Here is a 26,671-nt window from a genome sequence, read left to right as displayed (position 1 = left end):
ATCAAGAGATTCACGGCTGCCGGCTTCTTGGGCGGCACCGACGGCACGGTGCTGCGCGCCAACGCGGAGGTCAAGCCGATCTGCCCGCATTGAAGGCGATTGCCCTGAAGGAAGGCAGGACTTCGCGCAAAATCCGTTGCTCTGAACGTTTCCCATGCTAACGTCTCGGTCATCGGAGGATCGCCGGCCTCGGACGCCGGCCAGACCCAGCCTCCGCAAGAAAAGAAGAACCGACCAACAGGAGCCCTGCATGCGCCGACCGGCCATGTCAGACACATCGCATCCCGGTGCCGCGACTGCGACACCCTATTCTGGGCTGCGCTCCTGCTTTGCCGGACCTTCGGTCCGTTGCCCGGTACGAAAAGAGACCGGCAACACAAAGTCCAACAAGGAGACATTCATGAAACTCACAACGGCCCTGATGGGTGCGGCTGCCGCATTGGCACTGGCACCCGCCGCCTTCGCCGAACGCGGCAGCGACGGCGAGCTTAAGATCATCTACTGGCAAGCCCCCTCGATCATGAACCCGTATCTTTCGGGTGGCACCAAGGATATCGAGGCCGCGGCGCTGGTTATCGAACCGCTCGCGCGTTACGACGCGGCCGGCAACCTGACGCCCTGGCTTGTCGAGGACATTCCGACGGTCGAGAACGGTGGGGTTTCCGAGGACCTCACCTCGATCACCTGGAAACTGAAGGACGGCATCAAGTGGTCCGACGGCACGCCCTTCACCTCCGCTGACGTCCGCTTCACCTGGGAATACTGCACCGCCGAAGGCGGCGGCTGTGCCCAGACCGAGAAGTACAAGGACGTGGTCGATGTGGAGACCCCGGACGAGTTAACGGCGATCGTCAAGTTCTCGACCCCGAAACCCTTCCCTTACCGCCCCTTCGTCGGCGGCGAAGCTCCGGTGATCCAGAAGGCGCAGTTCCAGGACTGCATGGGCCCGAAGGCGCCCGAATGCACGGAGGCCAACTTCAACCCGGTCGGCACCGGCCCCTTCGTGGTCACCGACTTCCGCCCCAACGACGTGATCTCGCTGAAGGCGAACGACAACTATCGTGACCCGGCCAAGCCCGCCTTCGCGACCGTGACCTTCAAGGGTGGTGGCGATGCGATGGCCGCAGCACGCTCGGTTCTGGAAACCGGCGAGTTCGACTACGCCTGGAACCCGCAGCTTGCGCCCGACGTGATCGCGGAGATGGAAGCCGCCGGCAAGGGCCAGGTCGTCGCCGCCTTCGGGACGCTCGTGGAGCGGATCATGGTCAACCTGACCGATCCGAACCCGGAACTGGGCGAGGAGCGCGCCACGGCCAAGCACCCGCATCCGTTCCTGACCGACAAGGCCGTCCGTCAGGCGCTGTCCATGGCGATCGACCGTCCGCTGCTGGTCGAGATCGGCTACGGCAAAGCCGGCACCACGACCTGCAACGTGCTGCCCGCGCCTGAGGTCTATGCCTCCTCCGCCAACGATTCCTGCCTTGTTCAGGACATCGAGGGCGCCAACAAGCTGCTGGACGAGGCCGGCTGGGTCGACAGCGATGGCGATGGCATCCGCGACAAGGATGGCGTTCAACTGTCGCTTCTCTTCCAGACCTCCACCAACGCGGTGCGTCAGGACTTCCAGGCCCTGATCAAGGAGTGGTGGAAGATGATCGGCGTGGAGACCGAGCTGCGCAACATCGACGCCTCCGTCTTCTTCGGCGGTGACCCGGGCTCCCCGGACACCTACCAGAAGCTGTTCGCGGACGTGGAAATGTACGCCAACAACTTCGACGGCACCGACCCGGAAGCCTACATGGCCAACTGGGCCTGCGACGAGGCCCCGCGCCCCGAAACGCAGTGGCAGGGCAACAACATGCCGCGTTTCTGCTCGGAAGAGTATGACGCCATGGTCGCTGAGATGGCGAAGACCGGCGACATCAACAAGCGTGCGGAACTGGCCAAGAAGATGAACGACATGCTCATGCAGGAATATGTCATCATCCCGCTGGTCTACCGTGGTCGCGTCTCCGCGCATTCGAACACCCTCGGCGGTGTGAACATGCATCCGTGGGACAGCGAGACCTACAACGCTGCTGACTGGTACCGCATCAAGTGACCTGAACCCCGCCGCTGCCCTTCCGGGGGCGGCGGCTTCGCCGGCCTCTGGCCGGCCCTCTCTTTCCAGAGACGCCCATGCTCACATTCACGATCCGCCGGTTGATCCTCGCGATCCCGACGCTTCTGTTCATCAGCCTGGTGATCTTCGCCCTGCTGGAGTTCGCCCCCGGCGACCCGATGGCACAGGTTCCGCTGACCGTCCCGCCCGAAGTCAAACAGGCCATGCGCGAGGCGCTCGGCCTTGGACAGCCATGGCCCATCCGCTTCGTGAAGTGGATGTACCAGTTCTTCATCGTCGAGCCGATGTACTGGATCGACGGCATCCTCGGCACCACCTGGGCCGAGGGCCAGCAACGCGTGATCTCCTGGCAGACCCGCGGCCCGGTCATGGACCTCGTGGCCCAGCGGATGCCGCAGACCCTCTGGGTGGTGGGCATGTCCTATGTCATCGGCGTGCTGATTGCGCTGCCCATCGGCATCATCTCCGCCTACCGCCAGTATTCCTGGTTCGACCAGATCGGGACCTTCGTCTCGATGGTCGGATTCTCGGTGCCGACGTTCTTCACCGGTGTCCTGCTGATCGTGATCTTCTCGGTGAACCTCGGCTGGTTCCCGTCGATCTACGACACGACACACGTGGTGAATGACTGGGACAGCTTCCTGTTCCAGGTCCGGCAGATGATCATGCCGGTTTCCGTGCTGGCACTCTACAACGCCGCCCAGATCAGCCGCTTCATGCGGGCCTCGATGCTCGACAACCTCAACCAGGACTACGTCCGCACCGCCCGCGCAAAGGGCCTGTCGGAACGGGCCGTGGTGCTGGTGCATGTGGTCCGCAACTCCATGATCCCGGTGGTCACCGTCATCGCGCTCGGCGTGCCGCAGGTCTTCGGCGGTGCGATTATCACCGAGCAGGTGTTCAAGGTGAACGGCCTTGGCCAGCTGCTGATCACCGCGATCCATGCCAACGATCTGCCAATGGTGCAGACACTCACCTTCATCTTCGCGGTGCTGATCGTGCTCTTCAATCTTGTGGCCGACGTCCTCTACGGCCTTCTCGACCCGAGGATCCGCTATGACTAGGCCCGCCGCACACGGAAGCGATCCGGTAAACCCGTCGTCGCATGACCCGATCGAGACCGTCGCCGACACCATCGGCGAAGCCTACTCGCGCTCCCAGTGGTGGGACGTGTGGCGACAGTTCCGGCACCACACCGGCGCCATGCTGGGCCTGACCTTTCTGTTGTTCATCACCGCCGCGGTGCTGTTCGGGCCGATTTTCTGGGACATCGACCCGACCAAGCTCGACATTCGCGCGAAGGATATCCGCCCGATCTACACCGCGATCTGGGACAGCGGCGCGAAGGTCTCCTGGGGGCATCCTTTCGGGACCGACAACCTAGGCCGGGACACCATGGCCAAGCTGATGGCCGGTGGACGTGTCAGCCTCGCGGTGGGCTGGACGGCCATGTTCCTGGCGCTCATTCTGGGCACGTTGATCGGCGTCGCCGCGGGGTATTTCAAGAAACTCGACGGCATCCTCATGCGGATGACGGACCTGTTCCTGGCCCTGCCGCTCCTGCCGCTCCTGCTGGTCATGATGCTGCTGTTCCGCGATCCGCTTCGAAAGGCCTTCGGGCCGGAGATGGGCATCTTCATCCTGATCGTCGTGGTAATTGGCGTAACCTCGTGGATGCCAACTGCCCGGATCGTGCGCGGTGACGTGCTGGCGTTGAAGGAGCGGGAGTTCGTGCTTGCGGCACGCTCCATCGGGACATCGTCGACGATGATGATCACACGGCACCTGCTGCCGAACGTGCTCTCGCCCATCATGGTGTCCGCAACGCTGGGGCTCGCCAACGCGATCATCACTGAATCCGCGCTGTCCTTCCTTGGGCTTGGCTTTCCGTCGGACTTCCCGACCTGGGGCAAGCTGCTCTTCGACTCCGTCGACCGGATGACCCAGTTCCCGGAGCGCGTGGTCTGGCCGGGCATCTGCATCAGCTTCACCGTGCTGTCGGTGAACTACATCGGTGACGGCCTGCGCGACGCGCTCGACCCACGAATCCGGGGGCGCTGATCGCGACGCCCTGCCCAAATCCCTGCCGTGGCGCGATTGCACAACCCCGGCGGGGATGCCGAGTGCAAGGGAGGGAACAGGCGGCGTTTTCCATGTCCGGCGACGGGAGGGTGGTCCTTCAAGGACCGCGCTCGCCCCGGCAACCGCGACGCGGCGAGAGGCGCATGCATCAGGATGCGTAGCTTCAGGGTTCGGGCCGGCCTTTTGCCATCTCCCAGCGTGTCAGCTCCACCCCGTTGCGCAAAGCTGTCTCGCCATGGAGCACAACCCAACCCCGCCTTTCCAGGAACCGGCGGCACAGATGGCTTGCGTAGGTTGTGAGGTGCGTCAGGCCGCGCGCATCCGTCCACGCCTGCATTTGATCATACAGCGCGGACGACAGGCCGGATCGCCGCCATTGCGGGCGGACGAAGAAGAAATCGAGATGCCCCGCGTCGGTGACGGTCAGGAACCCCTCGGCCCGGTCCACGCTTTCGGCAATCCAGGTGGTGCCGACTGCCAACCGGGGTTCCAGCCAATCCTCCGGTTTTCTCGATGGCGCCCAGGCGGCCGCCTGCTCCGCAGAGTAGTGCGGCGAGGTGCCGTTGCGCACGGCGTCGTAGTAGACATCGTGGCAGGCCTCTACATCCGCAGCCCCGCCCCGCCGGACGGTCCAGGTCACGTCACCAGTGCCTTCACCTTGTATTCCGGGCGGTCCCAGAGCGCATTGGACATCACATCGGCGAGGATCTCCACGGCGGCGTCGATATCCGCCTCACCAATATAGAGCGGCGTGATGCCGAAGCGCATGATATCCGGCGCCCTGAAGTCGCCGATGACGCCACGCGCGATGATCGCCTGCATGGCGGCATAGCCTTCTTCGAAGTGGAAGGAGACCTGCGAGCCGCGCCGCTCCGGATCGCGGGGCGATGCAAGGCGGAGCTGTGGGCACCGGGTCTCGACCCCGGCAATGAACCGCTCGGAAAGCGCGATGGAGCGGGCGCGGACATCTTCGATATCGACCTTGTCCCAGATATCGAGGGCAGCTTCGAGAGCGGCGAGTTGCAGCACTGGCGGCGTGCCCACCCGCAGTTTCGCGACCCTGGAGGCCGGGCGGTAGTCATGCTCGAAAGCAAAGGGCGCCTCATGCCCTTGCCAGCCCTGCAGGGCGGTCTCTGCAACATCCGCATGGGCCGGCGCGACGTAGACGAAGGCCGGCGCACCGGGACCTGCGTTGATATACTTGTAGGTGCAGCCGGCCGCGAAATCGGCGCCACAACCTGCCAGATCGACGGGAAGCGCGCCGTAGCTGTGCGCGAGGTCCCAGACGGTCAGCGCGCCCACTGCATGGGCCTTTTCAGTCAGCGCCTTCATGTCGTGACGCCGACCTGTACGATAGTCGACCTCCGTCAGCATCAGGACCGCGACCTCCTCCGTCAGGTGATCGGCGACCTCTTCCGGCGCGACAGTCACCAGGCGGGTCTGGTCTCCCAGCGTCTTCGCCAGACCTTGCGCCATGTAGAGGTCGGACGGAAAGTTGCCGGTGTCCGACAGGATCACACCGCGCCCCGGCCGCAGTGCGAGTGCAGCCGCAAGGGCCTGGTAGATCTTGATCGACAAGGTGTCGCCCACAACCACGTGCCCGGGCTCCGCACCGATCATACCGGCGATACGGTCGCCAATCGTCTCTGGCTTCATATGCCAGCCGGCCTTGTTCCAACCCGTGATCAGCAGGTCGCGCCATTCGGGCTGCATCGTGCGGGCCACACGCTCGGGCGTGGCCAGGGGCATCGGTCCCAGCGAATTGCCGTCGAGATAGATCATGCCCTCGGGCAGGTGGAATTGCGAGCGGGTCCAGTCGAAGTCGGTCGCCATGGGATCTCCGGTAGTTTGCCTTGCCGGACAGGACGGGGAAATGGCGTGGAGATCAAGGTGGAAATCGAGGCCGAACGGCGAATGCGCCGGTTGCATCTCCGCGATTCCGTGACGCAGCAGGGCAACGCTGGCATTGACGGAGAAGTTCTGGCACTTGGGGTAAACCAGACAGAACCGCGGGGAGACGGATCATGGCAGGCAGCGCTTCGGCCCTCGTTGGACAACCCGAGGGGCGCAACATCTTCTACTACTGGGACGACCCGTCCCAGGTGCCCCCGCGCTTCATGGCGAATATCCGGATTGCCCGGGCGATGAACTACGATTGGGACGTACACCTTCTTGGCGACGATGTCGTCGAGACGGAGATTGCAGCCTTCGATCCGGAGCTTCTCGCCCAGTACCGCCGGATCCGCATTCCGGCCTGCCGGTCGGACATCGCCCGGCTGGTCCTGCTCTATCGCCACGGCGGATGGTATCTGGACGCCGATATCGAGCCGCGCAAGGCATTGGATATCTTTGGCGTTGGTAAACCGGTGCTGTTCTGGCGCGACGACGCCGATGCGGACGGTTTCGGTCGTGTCACCAACATGGCGATGTACCTGCCAAAGGGCCATTCGCTGGCGCTGGATGCGTTGAAAGTGCTGCGAGGCTATATCCGCGAAGAGGTGAATCTTCATTCCGTCTTTCGCCTTTCCGGCCCGGGGCTGATCACCGCGGTTGCGGAACGCAACGGGGTGGCTGAGGACGACTTGCACTCTTTCCTCAAGCACTTCCGGGGCGGGTTCGCCACGTTCCGCCCCACGAGCCATGAAACAAGCTCTTCCTGGATCCTCTTGCAGGCATTCGGAATATTCGACGGAACGAAGCCAAGCTATCCAGCATTTCCGAAGAAAATCGATGCCGACAAGGCGGAGGTCCTGATCGACTTCGCAAAGAGATGGAAGCTGGAGGGCGCCTGCAGGGAGCTCTTCCGACGACGGCCGGCCTACCTGGAAATCTCGGAACTGCGCCAGTTCTCGGAAACCTTGGGTCCTGGGGTGAAGGGGGTGCTGAAAGGTATGAAGAACAGGGGTCTGAAGACCGGATCGGGCGGGCAGAATGCGCGCTGAGCAGGAGAGCAAGATGAACCGCTTTTGCATCCACGGGATTTTCCGGACGGGGACGAACTTTACCCGTGCGATTTTCGAGATGAACTACGACTGCATCGCCGAATACGACAGCTTTGGCTGGAAGCATGCCCCCTACCCCTTGCTGAGCAGCGGAAGCCGGATCAGCTTCCCGTCGATCCCGAGCGTCTTCGTGACCAAGAACCCGGTGTTCACCCTGTCCTCGCTCTTTTCCTACGCGGCCCGAAACAAGCGCAACATCCGCTCGGCGGCGGACGCCGGTATGCTGGCTTTCCTGACGCACCCGATCGTGATCTTCGACGGCGACAATCCGGCCTCGGCCGAGCTCTATTTCTCCTCCCCGGTGGAGATGTGGAACGCGTTGAACTGGAACTACCTGTCAACGGTCGGCAAGAAGCCGACCTCCCACCACATCCGCTACGAGGACCTCGTGAGCGCGCCGGAGGCCACTGCCGTGCCGGTGGCCGAGGCGCTCGGACTGGTGCGAAAGACCGATGACTTCCGGGTACCGGAGAAGAAGATGAAGAACCTCGGCACCAATGTGCACAAGGTCGAGCGATTCCAGTCGGACAAGGCGTTCAACCGAAGCTCGGCCGATTTCGATCGCTACGTCGCTGAGTTTTCTTCCGAAGCATTGCGGATCATCGTCGAGACGACGAATTCAGATCTGGTGGAACGGGCGGGATATGCGGACCTGATGAAACAGGTTGCCGCGAGGATATGAGTCCGGCGCAGGAGACGACGAAATCGCAGATGCCGCGATGGCGGCACCGGGGGCCCTATGCGCAACGTGCCTGACATGCCTGTTTTGAAGTGGCTGGACATTCCGCCACTTTGGTTGCTGCTGTTTGCTGTCCTTGCCCGGATTCAGGCAACCCGGTTGCCGGTCGGCGTGATCGACCACCCACTCGTCGATCTGCTCGCCGGACTCCTTCTGGGCGGCGGGCTGTTGCTGATTCTGGTTGCTCTGGTTCAGCTCCGCCAGAACCGCACGACCATCATCCCACATCAGCCCGCACAGCACATGGTCAGCAACGGCGTCTTTTCCCGCAGCCGCAATCCCGTCTACCTCGGTGACACCCTTGTCCTGACGGGCCTCATCCTCCACTGGAGCGCCTGGCCCAGCCTGGTGCTGGTTCCACTGTTCATGTGGGTCATCACGGACCGGTTCATCCTCGCCGAGGAGAGCATGCTGCGCGAGAAGTTCGGCCCCCAGTGGGACGCATGGTCGGACAAGACGCGGCGCTGGATCTGAGCATAACGACGCGTTTGACGTAATTCGCTGGAAAATGGTCGGGTCTGGTGCCATGAAAGCGCCGGAGAACACCACGAGGGGGGTGCGTCTGCACGCGCCCCCAACCTTAAGAAAGGGACGGAGACGTGAAGATAGGTTCCCCCAGGGAGGTCTTCCCGGGAGAGTCTCGTGTCGCGATGACACCTGACTCTGCCAAGCAACTCCAAAAGCTTGGGTACGAATGCGCAATCGAGAGCGGGGCGGGACTTGCCGCCGGATTCTCGGATGCCGTGTATGCGGACGCGGGAGTTGAAGTGCTGGGCAGCGCGGAAGAACTCTACGCCGCGTCGGATGTCATCGCGAAGGTTCGGCCCCCGGAAGAGGCCGAGATCAGCCTGCTGACGCCAGACAAGACATTGATTTCCTTCTTCTATCCAGCCTCGAACGAGGCATTGATGGAAGCTGCGAAGGAAAAGGGCGCCAGCGTTATCGCCATGGATATGGTGCCGCGGATCTCCCGCGCCCAGAAGATGGATGCGCTCTCGTCGATGGCCAACATCGCCGGCTATCGCGCGGTGATCGAGGCTGGCAACAACTTCGGCCGATTCTTCACCGGGCAGGTGACGGCCGCCGGCAAGGTGCCCCCTGCCAAGGTGCTGATCGTCGGTGCCGGTGTGGCCGGGCTTGCCGCGATCGGTACGTCGACGTCGCTTGGCGCCATCACCTACGCCTTTGACGTGCGGCCCGAAGTGGCCGAGCAAATCGAGTCCATGGGTGCGGAATTCGTCTACCTCGAGTTCGACGAGGAGCAGACCGATGGCGCAGCGACTGGCGGGTATGCAGCCCCGTCAAGCCCCGAGTTCCGGGAAGCACAGCTCGCCAAGTTCCGCGAAATGGCGCCAGAGATGGACATCGTCATCACGACCGCGCTGATCCCGAACCGGGACGCTCCGGTGCTGTGGACGAAGGACATGGTCGAGATGATGAAGCCCGGCTCCGTCATCGTCGACCTCGCCGCCGAGCGTGGCGGCAATTGCGAACTGACCGTCAAGGACGAGAAGATTGTCACCGACAATGGTGTAACCATCATCGGCTACACCGACTTCCCCTCCCGGATGGCGGCGCAATCCTCGACACTCTACGCGACCAACGTCCGCCACATGATGACCGACCTGACGCCCGAAAAGGACGGCGCGGTCAATCACAACATGGAAGACGACGTCATCCGTGGCGCCACGATCACCCATGCGGGCGAGATCACCTTCCCACCGCCGCCGCCCAAGATCCAGGCGATCGCGGCCAAGCCGAAGCCCACGGTGGTGGAGCTGACGCCGGAAGAGAAGCGCGCCAAGGAGCTTGAAGAGTTCAAGGCGCAGACGAAGCGGCAGGTCACCCTGCTGACCATCGGCGGCGCGTTGCTGCTGGGGGTCGGCCTCGTGGCACCGGCGAGCTTCATGCAGCACTTCATCGTTTTCGTGCTGTCGATCTTCGTCGGTTTCCAGGTGATCTGGAATGTCAGCCACGCCCTGCACACGCCACTCATGGCGATCACCAACGCGATCTCGTCGATCATCATCGTTGGCGCGCTCATGCAGATCGGCTCAGGCAGTTTCCTCGTGATCCTGCTGGCGGCACTTTCGATTTTCATGGCCGGGATCAACATCTTCGGCGGCTTCCTCGTGACACGGCGCATGCTCGCCATGTTCCAGAAATCTTAAAGGACGGGGACTATGGAATACGGTTTCACAACGGCGGCCTATGTGGTCGCGGCTGTCCTCTTCATCCTGTCGCTCGGCGGCCTCTCCAATCAGGAGAGCGCCAAGCGCGCGGTGTACTACGGTATCGTCGGCATGGCGCTGGCAGTCTTCGCCACGCTGGTCGGGCCGGGATCCGGTCTCTGGGTGCTCAGCCTCGTGCTGATCGTGGCCGGTGGCGCCATCGGCACGGTCGTGGCCCAGCGGGTCCAGATGACAGAGATGCCGCAGCTTGTGGCGGCCATGCACAGCCTTGTCGGCCTCGCCGCGGTGTTCGTGGGCTTCAACGCCCATTTCGAACTCGGCCGCGTGCTGGCGATGGACGCCACGGCGCGGGAAGCGCTTGAAGGCTTCGCAGCCGTTCTGGCGCACAAGGACGGTGTCGAGCAGAATATCCTGCGCGTCGAGCTGTTCCTCGGGATCTTCATCGGTGCCGTGACATTCACCGGGTCCGTCATTGCCTATGGCAAGCTTGCGGGCAAGGTGACTTCGGCGGCGCAGAAGCTGCCTGGCGGTCATATGCTGAATGCCGGTGCGCTGGCGCTCTCGGTGCTGTGCCTGATCTGGTACTTCAACACCGGCGGCTTCTTCCCGCTATTCGTCATGACGCTGGCCGCGCTGTTCATCGGCTATCACCTCGTCATGGGGATCGGTGGCGCGGACATGCCCGTTGTCGTCTCGATGCTCAACAGCTACTCCGGCTGGGCCGCGGCGGCCATCGGCTTCTCGCTCGGCAACGACCTGCTGATCGTGGTCGGCGCGCTGGTGGGCTCGTCGGGTGCCATCCTGTCGTACATCATGTGCGTGGCGATGAACCGCTCCTTCATCTCGGTCATCCTCGGAGGCTTCGGCGGACCGTCGGGTGAGCAGATGGCGGTCGAGGGCGAGCAGATCGCGATCGATGCCGACGGCGTTGCAGCAGCCCTCGAGGATGCGGATTCCGTCATCATCGTGCCGGGCTACGGCATGGCCGTGGCGCAGGCCCAGCAGAACGTGGCCGAACTGACCCGCCGCCTGCGGGCCAAGGGCAAGGAAGTGCGCTTCGGGATCCACCCCGTCGCGGGCCGCCTGCCCGGGCACATGAACGTTCTGCTGGCGGAGGCCAAGGTCCCCTACGACATCGTTCTGGAGATGGACGAGATCAACGACGACTTCCCGGAGACGGACGTCGTGATCATCATCGGCTCCAACGACATCGTGAACCCGGCCGCGCAGGAAGATCCGAACTCGCCCATCGCCGGCATGCCGGTGCTGGAAGTCTGGAAATCGAAGCAGGTCTTCGTCTCCAAGCGGGGACAGGGTACCGGCTATTCGGGCATCGAGAACCCGCTGTTCTACAAGGAGAACACACGGATGTTCTTCGGCGATGCGAAGAAGAGCCTCGACGACCTGCTGACACGTATCCAATAGGATCCGCACCAGGGACATCGAAAGGCCCGCCTCTGGCGGGCCTTTTCTTGTTCGGCCCCCGTCGACATTCGCAAGGCAACGGCATCAATCCGATCGGTTTGGCCTCCCCGGCCGGAGGGCGGTGACTTGTGAACTCCGAGAGGGTGGTTGGTGTCCAAAAAATCCATGGCATTCTGCTGGTCGGGTCATCCCCTGTGCGCCGAAAATCCGGCGAGTGGCGGGGCGCAGGGCACAAGTTCGCCGCACCGCCTCCGGCCATGGGACGCGTTAACGAAAGATCGGGTATTTTCTTGAATTGCTTAACGATTTGTTAGCAATGTCGGGCCGGGGACGTGGTCTGGAGTGTGTCATGCGTATCGGTTTGTTCGGTCTTTGCCTGGCGGCGATGGCGCTCGTCCCAGCGGCCACGCAGGGGGCGACGCTGCGGCTGGACTTCTCGCTGACCGGGGCCGAGGGCTATTGCGGTCCCGGCTGTTCGGAAACACCAGACGCCCGGATCGATGGTTTCCTGACCTTCTCGGACCGCGATGGCGACGGGGATGTCTACCGACAGGACATATCGGCCGGCCATGCAGCGGTGTCCGGAATGCCCTTCGGACCGGGCAACCAGGGGTTCTCGACGGTGATCGCGGGCGCCGACCACACCGAGACCGTTTCCGAGGCCCCCGTGTTGTCGCTCGGCTATCTCGGATCGCTTGGGAACGGGAAACAGGCCGTTGAAATCTCCGGCGCCGGGGTCTTCGTCTCCACGCTGTTCAAAGGCCCCTATGGCACCATGACGGCGCTCGACACGTACCTTGGAATGTCACTCGACACCCGTCGCGGCGCCCCGCTGGCGGCGCTCTATCGCAGCCCGAACCGGTATACCTACAGCTTCGGCTCCATCAGCTCCCTTGCCCTGACAAGCGACGATTACGTGCTGGCCCCGCGGTCGGTGCAATTGCGCGCCGCCAATGCCGCCCCCGTGCCGCTTCCGGCGACGCTCTCCGCGTTGCTGATTGCTCTGGCGGCATTGCCGGCGTTGCGCCGCCGGCGACGCCACTGAAGAACCCGCCACCCCGCGGATCACACGCAGGACCGGCGACCGCGCCCACTGCGCCCGCCCGTGACTTCACCTGACAGCAAAGTCCATCATCGCGCAAAGAAAAAGGCCGTGGCGGTCTCCCGCCACGGCCCCATGATCTGATGCGAAGGAATTACTCTTCGTCGAGCTTCTCGACGGCGTCCTTCAGGGCGTCCTTGTCGGCGGCGACCTCGTTCACATTGGCCAGCTCGAAGATGTAATCGACAACCTTGTCCTCGAACAGGGGCGCGCGGATCTGCTGCTGAACCTGCTGGTTCTGCTGCACGAATTCGAAGAATTCACGCTCCTTGCCCGGGTACTGGCGCGCCTGGTTCATGATCGCCTGCGTCATCTCGGCGTCGGACACCTGGATCTCGTTCTTCTGGCCCATCTCGGCCAGCAGAAGCCCCAGCTTCACGCGGCGCTGCGCCAGCTTGGTGTGCTCCTCGGTCGGCTCGACCTTCTCGTGGTCATGGCCTTCGACCTCGGGGTTTTCTTCGTGCCACAGCTGGTGGGCGATCTGGCCGGCTTCGGCCTCGACCAGGCTCGGGGGCAGCTCGAAGGAAACAACCTCGTCCAGCTTGTCGAGCAGGGCGCGCTTCATCACCGCACGGGCCGCACCGGCATACTCAGCCTCAAGACGCTCCTTGATCTGCTCCTTGAGCGCGTCGAGGCTCTCGGAACCGAACTGCTTGGCCAGCTCGTCGTTCAGCTCGGCCGCGGCCGGTGCCTTGACGGCCTTGATCGTGCAGGTGAACTCGGCGTCCTTGCCGGCCAGGTTCTCGGCGCCATACTCGTCGGGGAACTTGACGTTGACGACCTTCTCCTCGCCAACCTTCACACCGACAAGTTGTTCCTCGAAGCCCGGGATGAACTGGCCGGAGCCCAGCTCCAGCGGGAAGTCCTCGGCAGATCCGCCTTCGAAGGCCTCGCCGTCGACCTTGCCGACGAAATCCATGGTCACCTGGTCGCCGTTCTCGGCGGCGGCACCTTCGTCACGGTCGGCAAAGCTCTTTGCCTGGTCGGCCAGCCCGGACAGCGCCTCCTCGACGGCCTCGTCATCCGCGGAGACAACCATCTTGTCGAGAGACAGATCCTTCAGCTCCGGCTGTGCGATCTCCGGCAGCGCCTCGTAGGACATGGCAACGACAACATCGTCGCCTTCCTTCCAGTTCTCGCCTTCCATCTTCACTTCGGGCTGCATCGCCGGACGGTCGCCGGAGGCTTCCAGATGCTCGGACATGGCGCCGTCGACGGCTTCCTGCATCGCTTCGCCCAGCAGACGGGTGCCGAACTGCTTCTTGAGCAGCGCCATCGGGACCTTGCCCTTCCGGAAACCCTTCATCTCGATCTCGGGCTGGGCTTCGGTCAGCTTCTCGTTGACCTTGGCGTCGAGTTCATCGGCCGTGATCGTGATCGTATAGCTGCGCTTCAGGCCTTCGTTCAGGGTCTCGGTGACCTGCATGGCTCTTCTCTTCCTTCTTCACATTCGCCCACCGCGCAACGGAAGCATGGTCCCGGGAGGCGCCCGGCGATCCACTCGATCGCCTGCCGCCCGGCCCTGCTGCCCAGACGTCGTGGGCGTTTCCTTCGAAACACCGTTGGTGCGGATGAAGGGACTCGAACCCCCACGCCTCGCGGCGCCAGAACCTAAATCTGGTGCGTCTACCAGTTCCGCCACATCCGCATTCAGAACCGGAAGCGACTGCGAGCCTTTCACAGCGCCGCAGCCGCCCGGTCCAAATTCGCGCCCTTCTAGCAACGTTGACCGGCGGATGCGAGAGGAAATATGGCCCGCAGGTCTCAATCCGCGCAGGCGTCCAGCATTTGGCGGTATGGCGGCAGAGATGTCCATGTCCACGCCGGCTTGTTGGGGGCGCGGGAAGTCGGTCGCTGCCCGGGTTGACCAAGGGCCGAAGCGGCAAGGAGAGTCGGCGACTGGCCGGGTCAAAGACCACCGCCGGGACCGCGCCCGACCTCCCTCGCGAGTCCGTTCACCAACTTGTGGTATACTCGCGAGATTGAGGCCCGGTTTCCGCAGGCGTTCCCGAAAAGGAGACACACCAATGATCATGCGCATCTTCCAGGTCGTGACCCGTCCCGGAAAGGAGGCGGAGTTCAGCAGGTTCTTCCACGAGACGGCAATTCCGATGATGAAAGCCACCGACGGAATCGTTCAGGTGCTTCCGGGCGCACCACGGGACGACAGCCCGAGGAACTTCAGCTTCGTGATGATCTGGAAGGACCTTGCCTCGCTCAAGGCCTTTGTCGGGGAGGATTATCAGAGCCCACATATTGCCCCGGATGAGGCCGAACTGGTCGAGTCGCGGCAGATCAGCCACTACACGCTGGTAGAGGGATAACGCCACCTGAACCGTGCGCAGCAACAGGATTCCCTCTGCCCCGGCAGCGCCCATGCCCAAAACCTGTGCAACTTTGCAACAGCTTTCATCCACATCCTGTGGAAAAGTCGCCCGATGCCCGGCTCTGGCCTATTATCGGGGGAAACGAGCAGTACAAAGTGAGTGTTTTCATGGGCTTTTCCCTTTTCGGGTCGGCCGCGCGGCGCGAGCCGCCAGCGGTGGCCGAAACCCTTTGCACGGGCATTATATCCACAACCCCGCTCTACACCTTTGACGGTGCGCTTCCGGCGGCGAGCATTGTGCCTGGCGACCGGGTGATCAGCCGAACGAGCGGCACCGCCATCGTGCGCGATGTGGTCGTGCGCGAGGTGACCGGACTCCTGGTTCGCATGGCGCCCGACACGCTGGGCCGGGCTCGCCCCGAGGGGTTCACGCTCCTCGCTCCTGACCAGAGACTGTTCCTGCGCAAAGCCACGGGTGCCCCGGTGGATGGGCTCTATGCCGCGCGCGACCTTGTCGACGGCGATACCGTGAAATGGCATGAACCGAAGCGTCCCGTCCGGATGATCCAGCTCGAGTTCGATGACGCGCTGATCCTCTATGCCGGTGGTCTCGAAGTCGAGGTCGCGACCGGACCGCAACGCACCGCTCTGTGAGCCTGCCGGCTTGCGGGCGGCGCCGGCTCTGCCCATAAGGACAGGAAACGCCCCCGACCTGCGAGCTTCGACATGGAAACCGCCACTTTTCTGGACAGTACCTTCTGGATGACAGCCGGGGCGATCTTCGTCCTGTTGATGCTCTCGGGGTTCTTCTCCGGGTCCGAAACCGCCCTGACCGCCGCCTCCCGTGGGAAGCTGAAGACCATGGGCGACAAGGGCAACCGCGGTGCCCTGGCCGCGCTGGCTCTCAGGGAGGATAACGAGCGGCTGATCGGTGGCATCCTGCTCGGCAACAACCTCGTGAACATCCTGGCGACGTCGCTCGCGACCGCCCTTTTCACGCGGATGTTCGGGGACAGCGGCGTGGCCATGGCGACGCTGGTCATGACCTTGCTGGTGCTGATCTTTGCCGAGGTCCTGCCCAAGACCTATTCCATATCCGAGCCGGAAACAGCCGCCTCCCGCACGGCCCCAGTCATCGGACCGGTCATCACGATCCTGTCCCCGGCGGTTGCGGTGGTACGGTTTCTGGTGCGCGGGGTGTTGCGCCTGTTTGGCATGGAGATCGACCCCGATTCCATGCTCTCAGTGCGCGAGGAAATCGTGGGGGCCCTGCAGATCGGCCATTCCGAAGGGGTGGTCCAGAAGGAGGACCGCGACCGCCTTCTGGGTGCGCTCGATCTGGGCGAACGCGCGGTGGAGGAGATCATGCTCCATCGCTCGCAGATTGAGATGATCGATGCCGACGCCCGCCCCGAGGCGATCGTCAGCCAGGTGATGGCCTCCGCCTATACCCGTCTGCCCGTCTTCAAGGGAGAGCCGGAAAACATTGTGGGCGTGGTGCATGCCAAGGATCTGCTGCGCGATCTCGACCGGCTGATGCGGCATGCTGCCTCGCTGGAGGAAGGCTTGTCGAAGTTTGAGGTCCTTAGCATAGCCAAGGAGCCATATTTCGTCCCCGAGACAACACCGCTCGACGACCAGATGCGCGAGTTCCTGCGCCGCCACACGCATTTTGCATTGGTTGTGGACGAGTACGGCGCGCTGGAGGGGCTGATCACGCTGGAAGACATCCTCGAAGAGATCGTCGGCGAGATCACAGACGAGTTCGACGTGGATGCGGAGCATCCCGTGCAGCGCACCGTGAGCGGGGATTTTCTGGTGGACGGTGCGATGACCATACGCGACCTGAACCGCGCCAAGGACTGGAACCTGCCCGATGACGAGGCCAACACCGTCGCCGGGCTGGTGATCCACGAGGCGCAGACGATCCCCACCCCGGGCCAGGTCTTCTCCTTCCACGGCTTTCGGTTCGAGGTCGTGGCGCGGGAGCACAACCGGCTGACGCGGCTGAAGGTGCGCCCGCTCTGAGCCCGCAACCCCGACCGTTCCGGCCGCGGGCGACGGGTCGTTGCAGACTGAAGGACGGGGCTTTCCAACTGCCAGTGCCTCTCTCTGAATGCGGCGCCGCAATCCCGCGATGCGAATACGCCGCCCAGACCGGGCACTAACGTTCGCCAGTCACCCGCGAAGCGCAGCGGCAGTGGTACGCACTCGGGCACAGACGCAGACCCAAACACCGGAATGCGCACCTTGGTCCCCGGCTTCCGATCCATGCATCCGCGTCCCATTGTAATCCGAATGGGCGATGGTCTCTCATCGCCCCCGTTGCAATTGGTCGGGTGCTGGCCAAGCCCGTACTGCGAACTGGCGTCAAAGAGCGAACACCTGTCCCAAACCGCGGATTTCCCTTTGGCTGTCACCACCTTGCGCGATGGGGCGGGATCGAGCCCGGCCGAATTGGCGAAAGCGGTCTCCGCCCCTTGTTTCATGGGCTTCCGGACGCGTGTGGCGCTGTCGCCCCCCCCTGAATAACCCTTTTTCCGAATCAACGGATCGGCGATCCTTCAACGAAACGAGCGCTCATTTCAGCGTTCGTACTGGCTGCATTTTCTGACGGCAAGAAGACGATTGAGCAATTAAATTGGTGGGAGGAAACAAGTGATACTTGCAAGCGCGTCCGGTCTTTCCGTCGTGGAAGGCGACTCATACTACGACACGATCACATTCGCTATCGAACTCAACGAGGTTGCCCGCGAAGGAATCTATGTCCCCTGGCGACTGGCAATGGGAAGTGCTGTTCTTGGGAGCGATACGTCATACTCCGCAAACAGCTATTTCAGCGGCTCCGCATATGTCCGCGCGGGCGAGAGCGTGGCGGAGGTGAAGGTCTTCCCAAGCGGAGATATCTTCCCGGAACGCGACGAGAGTTTCGTGCTCGAACTGCTGCCCTCGCAATTCACAGGCGTAAAAGGTGGCGGACTGACATCTCAATCGACGGCGTGGTCGCTCGACGATGACGGCACTTCAAAGCCTATGTCGATGCATGTCTCCGAACCAATCGTCCTTGAGGGCGATGCCGGATTCAAGCGGGTCGAGTACCAGTTGAGCCTGTCACGCCCCGCAGACAAGGCCTACACCGTCGACTACAACTTCGCTGGCTCGGCCATGGCAGGTGACCACGGCGCCTCCGCAGGAAAGGTGACTTTCTTCAAGGGGCAGAGCGAAGCCACCGTGGCAGTACGGATCAAGGGGGATCGGGCGCCAGAGGGGCTTGAATACCTCGATATGAAAATCAAGACGCCAGACGGAATTCACCAAGCGTCGGGTGGACAGGCCACCATCATCGACAATGACAGCAACAACTCGAGCCCATTTGTCACGATTGCGGACGCCCGTGTCGCCGAGGGCGATTCAAGCTACGGCACTCTCACCTACTCCGTGATGCTGAGCAAACCGAGTTCCCAAACCGTGTACGTTCCTTGGCGTCTGGGCGATGGGACGGCGACATTGGGCGAAGACACTGACTACTTCTCGGGAAGCTACGCCTCGGGGACCGTCAGTTTCAACCCCGGCGACATCCAGAAGACAATCGAGGTGTTTCCATCCGGAGACTATGACGGGGAGCTTGATGAGTCATTTGTCGTCGAGATCCTCAGCCCCGATGGCGCACAGCTGCCCGGGGGCACCACCACTCAGCAGGCCATTGGTTGGGTTCTCGATGACGATGGCCTGTCCAACTCACGCGCCCTTCAGGTCTCCGACGTGTTCGTCAAGGAGGGGGCAAAGGGAAGTTCGACCGCGAGCGTCCGTTTGGAGATGTCCCGCCCGGCCGATCAGCATCTGAAGATCGGCTTCAACACGGTGAATGGCAGCGCAAAAGCCGGTAGCGACTTTGCCTACAAGTCCGGCGCTGTCTGGATCATGGCGGGGCAGACCAGCGCGACCATCGGCCTCGATATCTTTGGCGACATCATAAAGGAACGGGAAGAATCCTTCGGACTCCGGTTCAACCTTCCCAATACGATCCGCAAGGTCGAGGGCGGTATGGTGACGATCCTCGACGACGACAAGGTCAACACACCGAACAAGGAGGTGGGCGGCGCCAAGCGCGACGTGATGAAAGGCACCGGCAATCCCGATGTCTTCGACGGCAAGGGTGGAAACGACGTGCTGACCGGCTACGGCAACGCCGACAAGCTGTCCGGCGGGCGGGGGAACGACAAGCTCTCCGGCGGGGTCGGCAAGGACTTGCTGCGGGGTGGCACGGGCAACGACAAGCTGTCCGGCGGTCTCAAGAACGACCGGCTGTTCGGGGACCAGGGCAATGACCGGCTGATGGGGGACGGCGGGCACGACAAACTGACAGGTGGCCCCGGCCGGGATATCCTGCGGGGCGGGCCGGGCTTCGACGATTTCATCTTTGCGGGCAAATTCGGAAAGGACCGGATTGTTGATTTCAATGCCCGGAGCGGCAAGGAAGACATCGACCTGTCCGACGTGCGGAGCATCAAGTCCTTCAGGGATCTGAAGGAGGATCACATGACCAAGGTCGGAAAGCACGTCAAGATCGATGCCGGCAATGGGAATACCATCATGGTAGAGGGCGTGAACCTCGGCCAGCTCGATCCGTCCGACTTCCTGTTCTGATCGCGCAATGGACCGGCTCCAGCACGGAGCCGGTGATGCCCGTTGCACCGATGAAGTTGCTGCGAGGAGCCCCGGCCGTGTCGGGATCTATCGCCCCTTGAAGATACCGCCGAGGATACCACGCACCACGGCCTGACCGGACTTGGTGCCCAGCTGGCGGGCAAAGCTCTTGGCGAAGGCCTCGCCCACGGAGTCCGACCGTGATGATCGCCGCGCGGGTTTCGATGTCGACCGTCCTACCCGGCTGCCGGAATAGCGTCGTGCAGAGCGGTATTCGCGCTCCGCCATAGGCGCCTCCTCCTCATCGGCCTCGACCTCCGCGGCCTCCGCTGCGGCCTTAGCCGCCCGCTCCGACAGGATCTCATGGGCGCTGCGCCTGTCGCGCGTGTCCTCGTATTTCCCTGCCACGGGCGAGTCTGCAATGGCCGCTTTGCGCAGGGCCGTGTCCAATGGCCCAAGCTGGGACGACGGCGGCCGGATCAGTGTGCGTTCCGCCATCCCGGGCATGCCCTTTCGCACCAGCATCGAGGTCACCGCCTCGCCGGTCCCAACCTCCCGGATCACTTGCTCGATTGAAAACGCGGGGTTGTCCCGATAGGTCTCGGCGGCCTGTTTCAGCGCCCGTCGGTCCTTTGCCGTGAAAGCGCGCAGCGCATGTTGCACCCGGTTGCCGAGTTGGCCGAGGATATCCTCCGGCACATCGGCCGGGTTCTGCGTCACGAAGAAGACACCGACGCCCTTGGACCGGATCAGCCGGGCGACCTGCTCCACCTTGTCGACCAGCGCTTTTGGCGCGTCGTCAAAAAGCAGATGCGCCTCGTCGAAGAAGAACACGAGCTTGGGTTTGTCCGGGTCGCCCACTTCCGGCAATGTCTCGAACAGTTCCGACAGCAGCCAGAGCAGAAAGGTCGCATACAGCCGCGGAGCCGACATCAGCTTGTCCGAAGCCAGAATGTTCACACGGCCCCGACCCGCCGCATCGCACAGGAACAGGTCGTCGAGTTCCAGCGCCGGCTCGCCAAAGAGCCGCGCACCGCCTTCGTTCTCCAGCACAAGCAGCCGTCGCTGGATGGCGCCGACCGAGGCGACCGAAACATTGCCGTAGCGCAGCGACAATGTCTCCCGGTTCTCTCCGACCCAGACCAGCAACGCCTGCAGGTCCTTCAGATCCAGCAGCGGCAGACCCTGCTCGTCGGCGACGCGGAAGGCTATGTTCAGGATGCCTTCCTGTACCTCGGACAACTCCAGCAAGCGCGACAGCATCAGCGGTCCCATCTCCGCCACCGTTGTGCGCACGGGATGACCCTGCTCTCCGTAGAGATCCCAGAAGGTCACCGGGCAGGCGGCGTATTGCAGATCGAGACCGATCGTGTTCGCGCGCTCCATGAACGGCCCATGCAAGTCCGCCGCCGCAGAGCCAGCGGCCGCGATCCCCGAGAGGTCTCCCTTGACGTCCGACAGGAAGACCGGAACGCCCGCGGCGGAGAACCCCTCCGCCAGGATCTGCAGGGTGACCGTCTTGCCGGTACCGGTCGCGCCCGCAATCAGCCCGTGCCGGTTCGCGTATTTCAGAAGCAAGTCCTGCGGTGTCCCGTAGCCCTCGCCACCGCCGCCCACGAAGATCCGGTCCATCTCTGCCTCCTGCTCAGAATTCCATATGGAAAATTGCACGCTTAGGCCCGTTGCGCCAGTGCGGTCGACCTTCGCAACAGTGCAGAGACCCCGCACAACGATCGCCACGTGCCGCAACCTGAAAACGCCGACTTTTTCCAAATGATCAAAATCGTGGCATTCATCACATTCGCTGTTGACGGACATTCGCGATGGTCATAGCGTCTGCCCCGTCAAGTCGGCCCGTCCGACAGGGAGAACAAAATCGGTGCAGTAAGCACCTGGGGAAAACCCCCGCAAAAAGGGTCCATTCGGGCCCTTTTTGATCGTTGAACGCTCTCCCGATCCAACATCTCCGTTCAGTGTGCCTTTGCCGGGTTTCATCACACTCGATCGCCCGAGCTCCGGTGGTTGCGATCAACTGTCGCTTTCGCGCTGCCGCAGCAGCAAACCGGAGACAATGGTCGCCCACGGCGGTGAATGGCTTGCCGCCGGATTGGGACCTGACAGCCCCGTATGTGCGTGCTACATGCCGGAACGAACCCTGTACGAGCCACATAGTGAAAAACAATCATGATCCTTGACGCGCAGAGCAAACTCACCGCCCTGGCCCTCGCCGCATTGCTGGCGGCGACCCCGTCCTTCGCCCAAGAGGCCACGACTGAACAGCCGGCTGAAGAGCAGCCCGCAGAAGCGGCAACCGACGCCCCCGCCGAAGGCAGCAACGACCTGAACCTCGACATGGGCACGCCGATCGATCAGGCGGGCGACGCCGCGAACGAAAACGCCCTAGGGACCACGTATGTGCTGGAGGTTTCCGGCGATTGGGAGGTGCGTTGCGTCCGCACGCCGCTCAAGCTTGGCGACGAATCCGCCGACCCCTGTGCCCTGCATCAGTTGCTGCGCGACGAGTCAAACAACCCTGTCGCCACGATCGAGCTGGTGAACCTGCCAGCCGGTCAACAGGCTGTTGCCGGTGCCACCATCGTCACCCCGCTGGAGACCTTGCTGACGGAGCAGATCACCCTCTCCGTCGACGGCGGTCAGGGCCGCCGCTACCCGTTCACATTCTGCACGCAACAGGGGTGTATCGCGCGGGTCGGCTTCACCAATGACGCCGTCAGCAATTTCAAACGCGGCAGCAAGGGCACGCTCAGCATCGTTCCGGCCACCGCACCGGATCAGCAGGTTGCCCTGAACATCTCGCTGTCGGGCTTCACCGCGGGTTTTGACCGCCTGCAGGAACTCAACGCCCGCAACGCCGAGGCGCTTGAGGCAGCCCGGGCCGCGGCTGACAGCGACAACTGATACTGCCTTCGACGGACTTCGAAACGGCCACGGAGATTCCGTGGCCGTTTCTGATTTGACAACAACCGTGATGGCGCATCTCGGCCTAGTCCGAGAACGTCACACCCAAACACCCACTTCGACAGGCCGCATTTTGCGACTGGAACAGAAGAATACTGAACCGGATCCGGCACGATGCCCCGGCCCCCGATTTCCGGATGCCAGTTCCAACTCCCGCTATCCGGGGCATCCGCGACGGCCAGCGTTTGACAAAACCCTTCCCGCACCCTTTCATCCGGCCGTTGGCGACAGGGATTTTATGGACCCTTTTCCGCCCTGGGCACCCCGGATGGTTCGACTTGAGTGAAATTGCATTGCAAGACCAGGCCACACGCGATCCAAGCTGGCACACACCGCAGGATATCTGGTGGTCCGGCCCAGCCTATGGCCTTGGCAACCGACTGCTGGCGGTGGCGTCGGCACTGGCCTGCACCCGGGATGAAATCATCCATTTCCCCTGGCTCATCAACCCGCCCTGCCCCGGCCGGTATCAGGACGTCCTGGCTCCGCATGCCAGATTGGTATGCACGGACTCACGGCAGGAGGATTGGCCAGCGGTCGACACATCGCCGTGGGATCCGTCGCTGATCTATCCCGCCTTTTGCCAGGCACGGACAACAACTTTACCTCCCGACGCGTTCTGGACAGGCTTTGTTCATGCGGTGCGAAGCCTGCCCTTTCACGATCACCTGATTGCGGCAGCGACCGGCTGGCGGGTCGCGCAGGCGAGCCCCTACCTGGTCGGTGTTCACATTCGCCGGACCGATCGGATCAACCACGTCAAGCTTGGGCTGGTTCGGTTCGAACGATCCTGGCATTCAAAAGACAACGAACTTCCACCGCTTCAGACCGCGCTCTATACACGGGCCACGCCCGAAACGGTGGCCCGTGTGGAGAACACCGCGATCTGGGCCATGATCGCACTGAGGCGGATCTTTCGCAAAGGGCTGAAAGTCGCGGTGTTCGCCGATGACACAGTCCAGAGGGATGCCTTCATCGCCGCGGGTCGGCGGTTCGGTTTCAGGCCAAGCGACTTCGCCGATCCGCCCGCGAATGCCGCGGCACGGAGCCGGCCACGTGTCGGCAAACGCCGGGAAACCGGCCTCAGCGACGCGGCGCTGGAAATCCTGTGCCTGTCGAAATGCGACGCCATCGTGCAGAACAACCGGGCATCGAGCTTCTCACTGGTGGCCGCAATCGTGGGGGCGAAACCGATCCTGTCAGGGACGACGCGCTACACCTTCTGGCACGATTGTGTCGCGGCAACCGGACGGGCGCCGAACGACCCAAACCTCTAGGCAGGACAGGGGCACAGCCCCTTGCCGACGGCTGTCGCGACCTGCACACAGGCCGACCACACAACCGTTCTGGACAGGGGGTTCAGACTTTTCGCAACGCGAGCACGGCGTTCAGACCGCCAAAGGCGAACGCGTTGGTCAATACCACGTCGACGTCGGCATCCCGGGCCTCGTTCGGCACCACATCCAGCGCACATTCCGGGTCCGGCTCCTCATAGCCGATGGTCGGCGCGATCACACCGTCCTTGAGCGCCATCGTGCAGGCGAGCAACTCGACGGCACCGGTGCCACCGATCAGGTGACCATGCATCGACTTCGTAGAGGAAATCATGAGATCGTTGGCGTGGTGCCCCATCGCATCGGCCACGGCTGCACATTCGGTCTTGTCGTTGGCAGCAGTACCGGTGCCGTGGGCGTTGATATAGCCCACTTCCTCGGGGTTGAGCCGGGCATCCTTCATCGCCAGTTGAATCGTGCGCGCCGCATTCTGCTTCGATGGCATCACGATATCTGCCGCATCGGAAGTCATGGCGAAACCGATCACCTCCGCGATGATCTCCGCACCGCGTTTCTTCGCATGTTCGTATTCCTCGAACACGAAGACTGCCGCACCCTCGCCCTGCACCATCCCGTTGCGATTGGCCGAGAACGGTCGACAGGCATCCTTGGACATGACGCGCAGGCCTTCCCACGCCTTCACACCGCCAAAGCACAGCATCGATTCCGATCCGCCGGTGATCATCACATCCGACATGCCGGAGCGGATGAACTGGAACGCCTGCCCCATCGCGTGGTTGGACGACGCGCAGGCCGTGGCCACGGTGAAGGTAGGCCCCTTCAGGTTGAACTCCATCGAGACATGGGAGGCCGCCGCGTTGTTCATCAACTTCGGGACGACGAACGGATGCACGCGGTTCTTGCCGTCCTCGTAGACGGTTCGATAATTGTCATCCAGCGTGTTCATTCCACCGCCGGAATTGCCGAGAACCACACCGGACCGCGCCGCGAGGTCGCCGGCAAAGGTCAGCCCGGCCTGGGCGATCGCCTGGCGGGCCGACAGCAGTGTGAACTGCGTGAACCGGTCGTAAAGGACGATCTGCTGGCGGTTGAACACCTCGTTCGGGTCGTAATCCCTGACCTGTCCGCCGATCTGGATCGCCAGCCTGTCGACGTCGCGGATCTCCAGCGGACCGATGCCGCACTGGCCTTCCCGCATCGCTTCCTGGGTTTCGGCAACGCTCTGGCCAATCGGATTGATCGTGCCCTGTCCGGTAATGACAACCCGCTTCACGAGGCCGCCTGTTCCTTGATCAAGCCATCGACCGCAGCGATGATCGCCGCAACGGAGGAGATGTCGAAATCACTTTTCTCTGGCTCGTTGGCATTGAAGGGCACCTGGATGTCGAAGGCTTCCTCGATGGCGAAGATGCTCTCGACCAGCCCGAGGCTGTCGATGCCGAGATCTTCGAGCGTGGACTCCAAAGTCACATCGGACGGTTCCAGAACCGCCTGTTCCGCGATGATCGCAATCACCTTGTCCTGCACGCTTTCCGACATTCTTTGCAGCTCCCTGCCCATGTGAGGGGCTATTTAGTCCTCTCCGCCCGTCTTTGGAAGGTCCTTTCGCAAGGCCGCGACGTCGCGAAACAGGCGCGGCAGTCGGCGCAGCGCCTTGTAGGTCTCCACCTGCGACGACATCTTCGTCGCGGGGTAGCCCATCATCACCCGCCCCGAGGGCACGTTGGAGAGCACGCCGGTGCCGGCAGTGATCACAACATCCGAGCCGATCCTGATATTGTCGGCAAGCCCGGACTGACCCGCCATAACAACGCGATCGCCAATGACCGTCGATCCGGCGACGCCGGACTGGCCGCAAAACAGGCAGTTCTCGCCCGCGACCACGTTGTGGCCGATCATCACCATGTTGTCGATCTTGGTGCCGCTGCCGATCCGGGTTGCGCGAATGGTCCCGGCATCGATCGTGGTGTTTGCGCCGACCTCGACGTCATCGCCGATCTCCACGCCGCCAAGCGAATGGATCTTGACCCATTGGTGGTCCGTGTTCTCGACCTCGTCGCTCATGGCGGAGCGGGCCTGTTCCATACCGGAAGCCTGCGGCGTGACGAAGGAAAAGCCATCCCCGCCGATGACCGCACCGGGCTGGGCGCAGAAACGCGCCCCGATGTGGACATTGCGGCCAATGCGGACGCCCGCGTCGATCACCGCGTCGGCACCGATGGAACTGTCAGCCGCGACGCTGACATGGCTGGCTATACAAGCGTTTTCACCAATCTTCACGTCGGCGGCAATGACGACGAAAGGCGCGATGGACGCGCCTGCCCCGATCTCCGCCGTCGGGTCGATCACCGCGCTCGGATGGATGCCATCCGGCACGCCCAGCCCCCGGTCAAGCAGGCGGGTCAGCCCCGAGAGCGCGTAGCGTGGCCGCTCGATCAGCACGGCAGCCTGCAACCCCAGCGCCTGCCAGTCGGCATCGCCCCAGAGCACCGCCGCACGGGCCTGCCCGTCCTTGAGCCCCTCGGCATAGGCGGGCGCCATTGCAATCGCCAGCGCGTCGCCCCCGGCAGAGGCCGGTTCGGCAGCATGTGTGATGGAAAGCGTGGTATCCCCGACAGCGGTCGCCCCGAGCGCCTCCGCGATCTCCTGGATGGTGTGCTGCATCGGGCCGGTCCTTGCATGTAACTGTCAGGGCCGAGGTGTAGTGCATCGGGCGGAAGGGCTGCAACCCGTGGCATGCGCTGTGCGCCCGTTGAAGGC

Annotated in this window: 22 protein-coding genes and 1 tRNA gene; 15 read left to right on the top strand and 8 right to left on the bottom strand. The window is 63.0% G+C overall.

The window, feature by feature from the left end; all coding sequences use genetic code 11:
* Positions 1–400 precede the first annotated feature (400 nt).
* From CLV78_RS00220 to CLV78_RS00210, 3 genes are all read left to right on the top strand, one after another.
* Complete coding sequence (locus CLV78_RS00220) at positions 401–2,101, top strand: peptide ABC transporter substrate-binding protein (protein WP_106202773.1); 1,701 nt, start codon at positions 401–403, stop codon at positions 2,099–2,101.
* A gap of 77 nt (positions 2,102–2,178) precedes the next feature.
* A complete protein-coding gene (locus tag CLV78_RS00215) occupies positions 2,179–3,186 on the top strand; it encodes an ABC transporter permease (protein WP_106202772.1) in 1,008 nt (335 codons plus the stop codon).
* Positions 3,179–4,183: an ABC transporter permease gene (locus CLV78_RS00210; RefSeq protein WP_106202771.1), complete on the top strand. Its 1,005-nt coding sequence runs from the start codon at positions 3,179–3,181 to the stop codon at positions 4,181–4,183. The genes CLV78_RS00215 and CLV78_RS00210 overlap by 8 nt, the downstream gene beginning before the upstream one ends.
* A gap of 184 nt (positions 4,184–4,367) precedes the next feature.
* Here CLV78_RS00210 and CLV78_RS00205 read toward each other — a convergent pair whose 3' ends face one another.
* Positions 4,368–4,844, bottom strand: a complete 477-nt coding sequence (locus CLV78_RS00205) for a GNAT family N-acetyltransferase (RefSeq protein ID WP_158263385.1) — start codon at positions 4,842–4,844, stop codon at positions 4,368–4,370.
* The gene (gene kynU, locus CLV78_RS00200; RefSeq protein ID WP_106202769.1) at positions 4,841–6,037 is read right to left on the bottom strand and encodes a kynureninase; all 1,197 of its coding nucleotides are present in this window, start codon (positions 6,035–6,037) and stop codon (positions 4,841–4,843) included. The genes CLV78_RS00205 and kynU overlap by 4 nt, the downstream gene beginning before the upstream one ends.
* A 191-nt stretch (positions 6,038–6,228) precedes the next feature.
* Between kynU and CLV78_RS00195 the strand changes: the two genes are divergently transcribed.
* The 6 genes from CLV78_RS00195 (at position 6,229) to CLV78_RS00170 (ending at position 12,607) form a co-directional block, all read left to right on the top strand.
* On the top strand, positions 6,229–7,146 hold the full coding sequence (locus CLV78_RS00195) for a glycosyltransferase family 32 protein (RefSeq protein ID WP_106202768.1): 918 nt from the start codon (positions 6,229–6,231) through the stop codon (positions 7,144–7,146).
* Between the two features lie 13 nt (positions 7,147–7,159).
* Entirely contained in the window at positions 7,160–7,888 is a 729-nt protein-coding gene (locus tag CLV78_RS00190; RefSeq protein WP_106202767.1) for a hypothetical protein, read from the top strand.
* A 75-nt stretch (positions 7,889–7,963) separates the two neighbouring features.
* A complete protein-coding gene (locus tag CLV78_RS00185) occupies positions 7,964–8,419 on the top strand; it encodes a methyltransferase family protein (protein WP_245924788.1) in 456 nt (151 codons plus the stop codon).
* A 125-nt stretch (positions 8,420–8,544) separates the two neighbouring features.
* Positions 8,545–10,116, top strand: a complete 1,572-nt coding sequence (locus CLV78_RS00180) for a Re/Si-specific NAD(P)(+) transhydrogenase subunit alpha (RefSeq protein WP_106202766.1) — start codon at positions 8,545–8,547, stop codon at positions 10,114–10,116.
* A gap of 12 nt (positions 10,117–10,128) precedes the next feature.
* A complete protein-coding gene (locus CLV78_RS00175) occupies positions 10,129–11,562 on the top strand; it encodes an NAD(P)(+) transhydrogenase (Re/Si-specific) subunit beta (RefSeq protein WP_106202765.1) in 1,434 nt (477 codons plus the stop codon).
* Between the two features lie 349 nt (positions 11,563–11,911).
* Positions 11,912–12,607 carry a hypothetical protein gene (locus CLV78_RS00170; RefSeq protein WP_106202764.1) on the top strand — a complete coding sequence of 232 codons (696 nt, stop codon included), beginning with the start codon at positions 11,912–11,914 and terminating at the stop codon, positions 12,605–12,607.
* 151 nt (positions 12,608–12,758) lie between these two features.
* On the opposite strand, the gene tig is transcribed toward CLV78_RS00170, so the two are convergent.
* Positions 12,759–14,090, bottom strand: coding sequence for a trigger factor (gene tig, locus CLV78_RS00165; protein ID WP_106202763.1), 1,332 nt, complete (start codon positions 14,088–14,090; stop codon positions 12,759–12,761).
* Between the two features lie 137 nt (positions 14,091–14,227).
* A tRNA-Leu gene (locus tag CLV78_RS00160) sits at positions 14,228–14,312 on the bottom strand.
* A 379-nt stretch (positions 14,313–14,691) separates the two neighbouring features.
* Between CLV78_RS00160 and CLV78_RS00155 the strand changes: the two genes are divergently transcribed.
* The 4 genes from CLV78_RS00155 to CLV78_RS00140 all read left to right on the top strand — a co-directional run bounded on the left by CLV78_RS00155 (position 14,692) and on the right by CLV78_RS00140 (position 19,637).
* Entirely contained in the window at positions 14,692–14,988 is a 297-nt protein-coding gene (locus CLV78_RS00155; protein WP_106202762.1) for an antibiotic biosynthesis monooxygenase family protein, read from the top strand.
* Between the two features lie 170 nt (positions 14,989–15,158).
* Positions 15,159–15,644, top strand: a complete 486-nt coding sequence (locus CLV78_RS00150) for a Hint domain-containing protein (protein WP_106202761.1) — start codon at positions 15,159–15,161, stop codon at positions 15,642–15,644.
* A 72-nt stretch (positions 15,645–15,716) separates the two neighbouring features.
* Positions 15,717–17,018, top strand: a complete 1,302-nt coding sequence (locus tag CLV78_RS00145) for an HlyC/CorC family transporter (RefSeq protein WP_106202760.1) — start codon at positions 15,717–15,719, stop codon at positions 17,016–17,018.
* 630 nt (positions 17,019–17,648) lie between these two features.
* Positions 17,649–19,637, top strand: coding sequence for a Calx-beta domain-containing protein (locus tag CLV78_RS00140; RefSeq protein WP_106202759.1), 1,989 nt, complete (start codon positions 17,649–17,651; stop codon positions 19,635–19,637).
* 87 nt (positions 19,638–19,724) lie between these two features.
* Here CLV78_RS00140 and CLV78_RS00135 read toward each other — a convergent pair whose 3' ends face one another.
* A complete protein-coding gene (locus CLV78_RS00135) occupies positions 19,725–21,269 on the bottom strand; it encodes a helicase HerA-like domain-containing protein (protein ID WP_106203690.1) in 1,545 nt (514 codons plus the stop codon).
* A 552-nt stretch (positions 21,270–21,821) separates the two neighbouring features.
* Between CLV78_RS00135 and CLV78_RS00130 the strand changes: the two genes are divergently transcribed.
* Together CLV78_RS00130 and CLV78_RS00125 are read left to right on the top strand one after the other, a co-directional pair.
* Entirely contained in the window at positions 21,822–22,556 is a 735-nt protein-coding gene (locus CLV78_RS00130) for an invasion associated locus B family protein (RefSeq protein WP_106202758.1), read from the top strand.
* A 338-nt stretch (positions 22,557–22,894) separates the two neighbouring features.
* Positions 22,895–23,893: a hypothetical protein gene (locus CLV78_RS00125; RefSeq protein ID WP_146136610.1), complete on the top strand. Its 999-nt coding sequence runs from the start codon at positions 22,895–22,897 to the stop codon at positions 23,891–23,893.
* An 82-nt stretch (positions 23,894–23,975) separates the two neighbouring features.
* Here the strand turns inward: CLV78_RS00125 and CLV78_RS00120 are convergent, their stop codons facing one another.
* The 3 genes from CLV78_RS00120 to CLV78_RS00110 are packed head-to-tail and all read right to left on the bottom strand — an operon-like array spanning position 23,976 to position 26,575.
* Positions 23,976–25,184, bottom strand: coding sequence for a beta-ketoacyl-[acyl-carrier-protein] synthase family protein (locus CLV78_RS00120; RefSeq protein ID WP_106202756.1), 1,209 nt, complete (start codon positions 25,182–25,184; stop codon positions 23,976–23,978).
* Complete coding sequence (locus tag CLV78_RS00115; protein WP_106203689.1) at positions 25,181–25,450, bottom strand: acyl carrier protein; 270 nt, start codon at positions 25,448–25,450, stop codon at positions 25,181–25,183. Before CLV78_RS00115 ends, CLV78_RS00120 begins: the two co-directional genes overlap by 4 nt.
* Positions 25,451–25,483: 33 nt before the next feature.
* On the bottom strand, positions 25,484–26,575 hold the full coding sequence (locus CLV78_RS00110; protein ID WP_106202755.1) for a UDP-3-O-(3-hydroxymyristoyl)glucosamine N-acyltransferase: 1,092 nt from the start codon (positions 26,573–26,575) through the stop codon (positions 25,484–25,486).
* Positions 26,576–26,671 lie beyond the last annotated feature (96 nt).

It is taken from the genome of Aliiruegeria haliotis (assembly GCF_003003255.1).
Taxonomy (GTDB): domain Bacteria; phylum Pseudomonadota; class Alphaproteobacteria; order Rhodobacterales; family Rhodobacteraceae; genus Tropicimonas; species Tropicimonas haliotis.
The sequence above is the reverse complement of the archived record's forward strand: the minus strand, read 5'-3'. Positions and strand labels throughout refer to the sequence as shown.

Excerpts from the sequence above, each read along its gene's own strand:
- CLV78_RS00220 (WP_106202773.1), top strand. The coding sequence starts at position 401 with ATGAAACTCACAACGGCCCTGATGGGTGCGGCTGCCGCATTGGCACTG.
- CLV78_RS00215 (WP_106202772.1), top strand. The coding sequence starts at position 2,179 with ATGCTCACATTCACGATCCGCCGGTTGATCCTCGCGATCCCGACGCTT.
- CLV78_RS00210 (WP_106202771.1), top strand. The coding sequence starts at position 3,179 with ATGACTAGGCCCGCCGCACACGGAAGCGATCCGGTAAACCCGTCGTCG.
- kynU (WP_106202769.1), bottom strand. The coding sequence starts at position 6,037 with ATGGCGACCGACTTCGACTGGACCCGCTCGCAATTCCACCTGCCCGAG.
- CLV78_RS00195 (WP_106202768.1), top strand. The coding sequence starts at position 6,229 with ATGGCAGGCAGCGCTTCGGCCCTCGTTGGACAACCCGAGGGGCGCAAC.
- CLV78_RS00190 (WP_106202767.1), top strand. The coding sequence starts at position 7,160 with ATGAACCGCTTTTGCATCCACGGGATTTTCCGGACGGGGACGAACTTT.
- CLV78_RS00185 (WP_245924788.1), top strand. The coding sequence starts at position 7,964 with ATGCCTGTTTTGAAGTGGCTGGACATTCCGCCACTTTGGTTGCTGCTG.
- CLV78_RS00175 (WP_106202765.1), top strand. The coding sequence starts at position 10,129 with ATGGAATACGGTTTCACAACGGCGGCCTATGTGGTCGCGGCTGTCCTC.
- CLV78_RS00170 (WP_106202764.1), top strand. The coding sequence starts at position 11,912 with ATGCGTATCGGTTTGTTCGGTCTTTGCCTGGCGGCGATGGCGCTCGTC.
- tig (WP_106202763.1), bottom strand. The coding sequence starts at position 14,090 with ATGCAGGTCACCGAGACCCTGAACGAAGGCCTGAAGCGCAGCTATACG.
- CLV78_RS00155 (WP_106202762.1), top strand. The coding sequence starts at position 14,692 with ATGATCATGCGCATCTTCCAGGTCGTGACCCGTCCCGGAAAGGAGGCG.
- CLV78_RS00150 (WP_106202761.1), top strand. The coding sequence starts at position 15,159 with ATGGGCTTTTCCCTTTTCGGGTCGGCCGCGCGGCGCGAGCCGCCAGCG.
- CLV78_RS00145 (WP_106202760.1), top strand. The coding sequence starts at position 15,717 with ATGGAAACCGCCACTTTTCTGGACAGTACCTTCTGGATGACAGCCGGG.
- CLV78_RS00135 (WP_106203690.1), bottom strand. The coding sequence starts at position 21,269 with ATGGACCGGATCTTCGTGGGCGGCGGTGGCGAGGGCTACGGGACACCG.
- CLV78_RS00130 (WP_106202758.1), top strand. The coding sequence starts at position 21,822 with ATGATCCTTGACGCGCAGAGCAAACTCACCGCCCTGGCCCTCGCCGCA.
- CLV78_RS00115 (WP_106203689.1), bottom strand. The coding sequence starts at position 25,450 with ATGTCGGAAAGCGTGCAGGACAAGGTGATTGCGATCATCGCGGAACAG.
- CLV78_RS00110 (WP_106202755.1), bottom strand. The coding sequence starts at position 26,575 with ATGCAGCACACCATCCAGGAGATCGCGGAGGCGCTCGGGGCGACCGCT.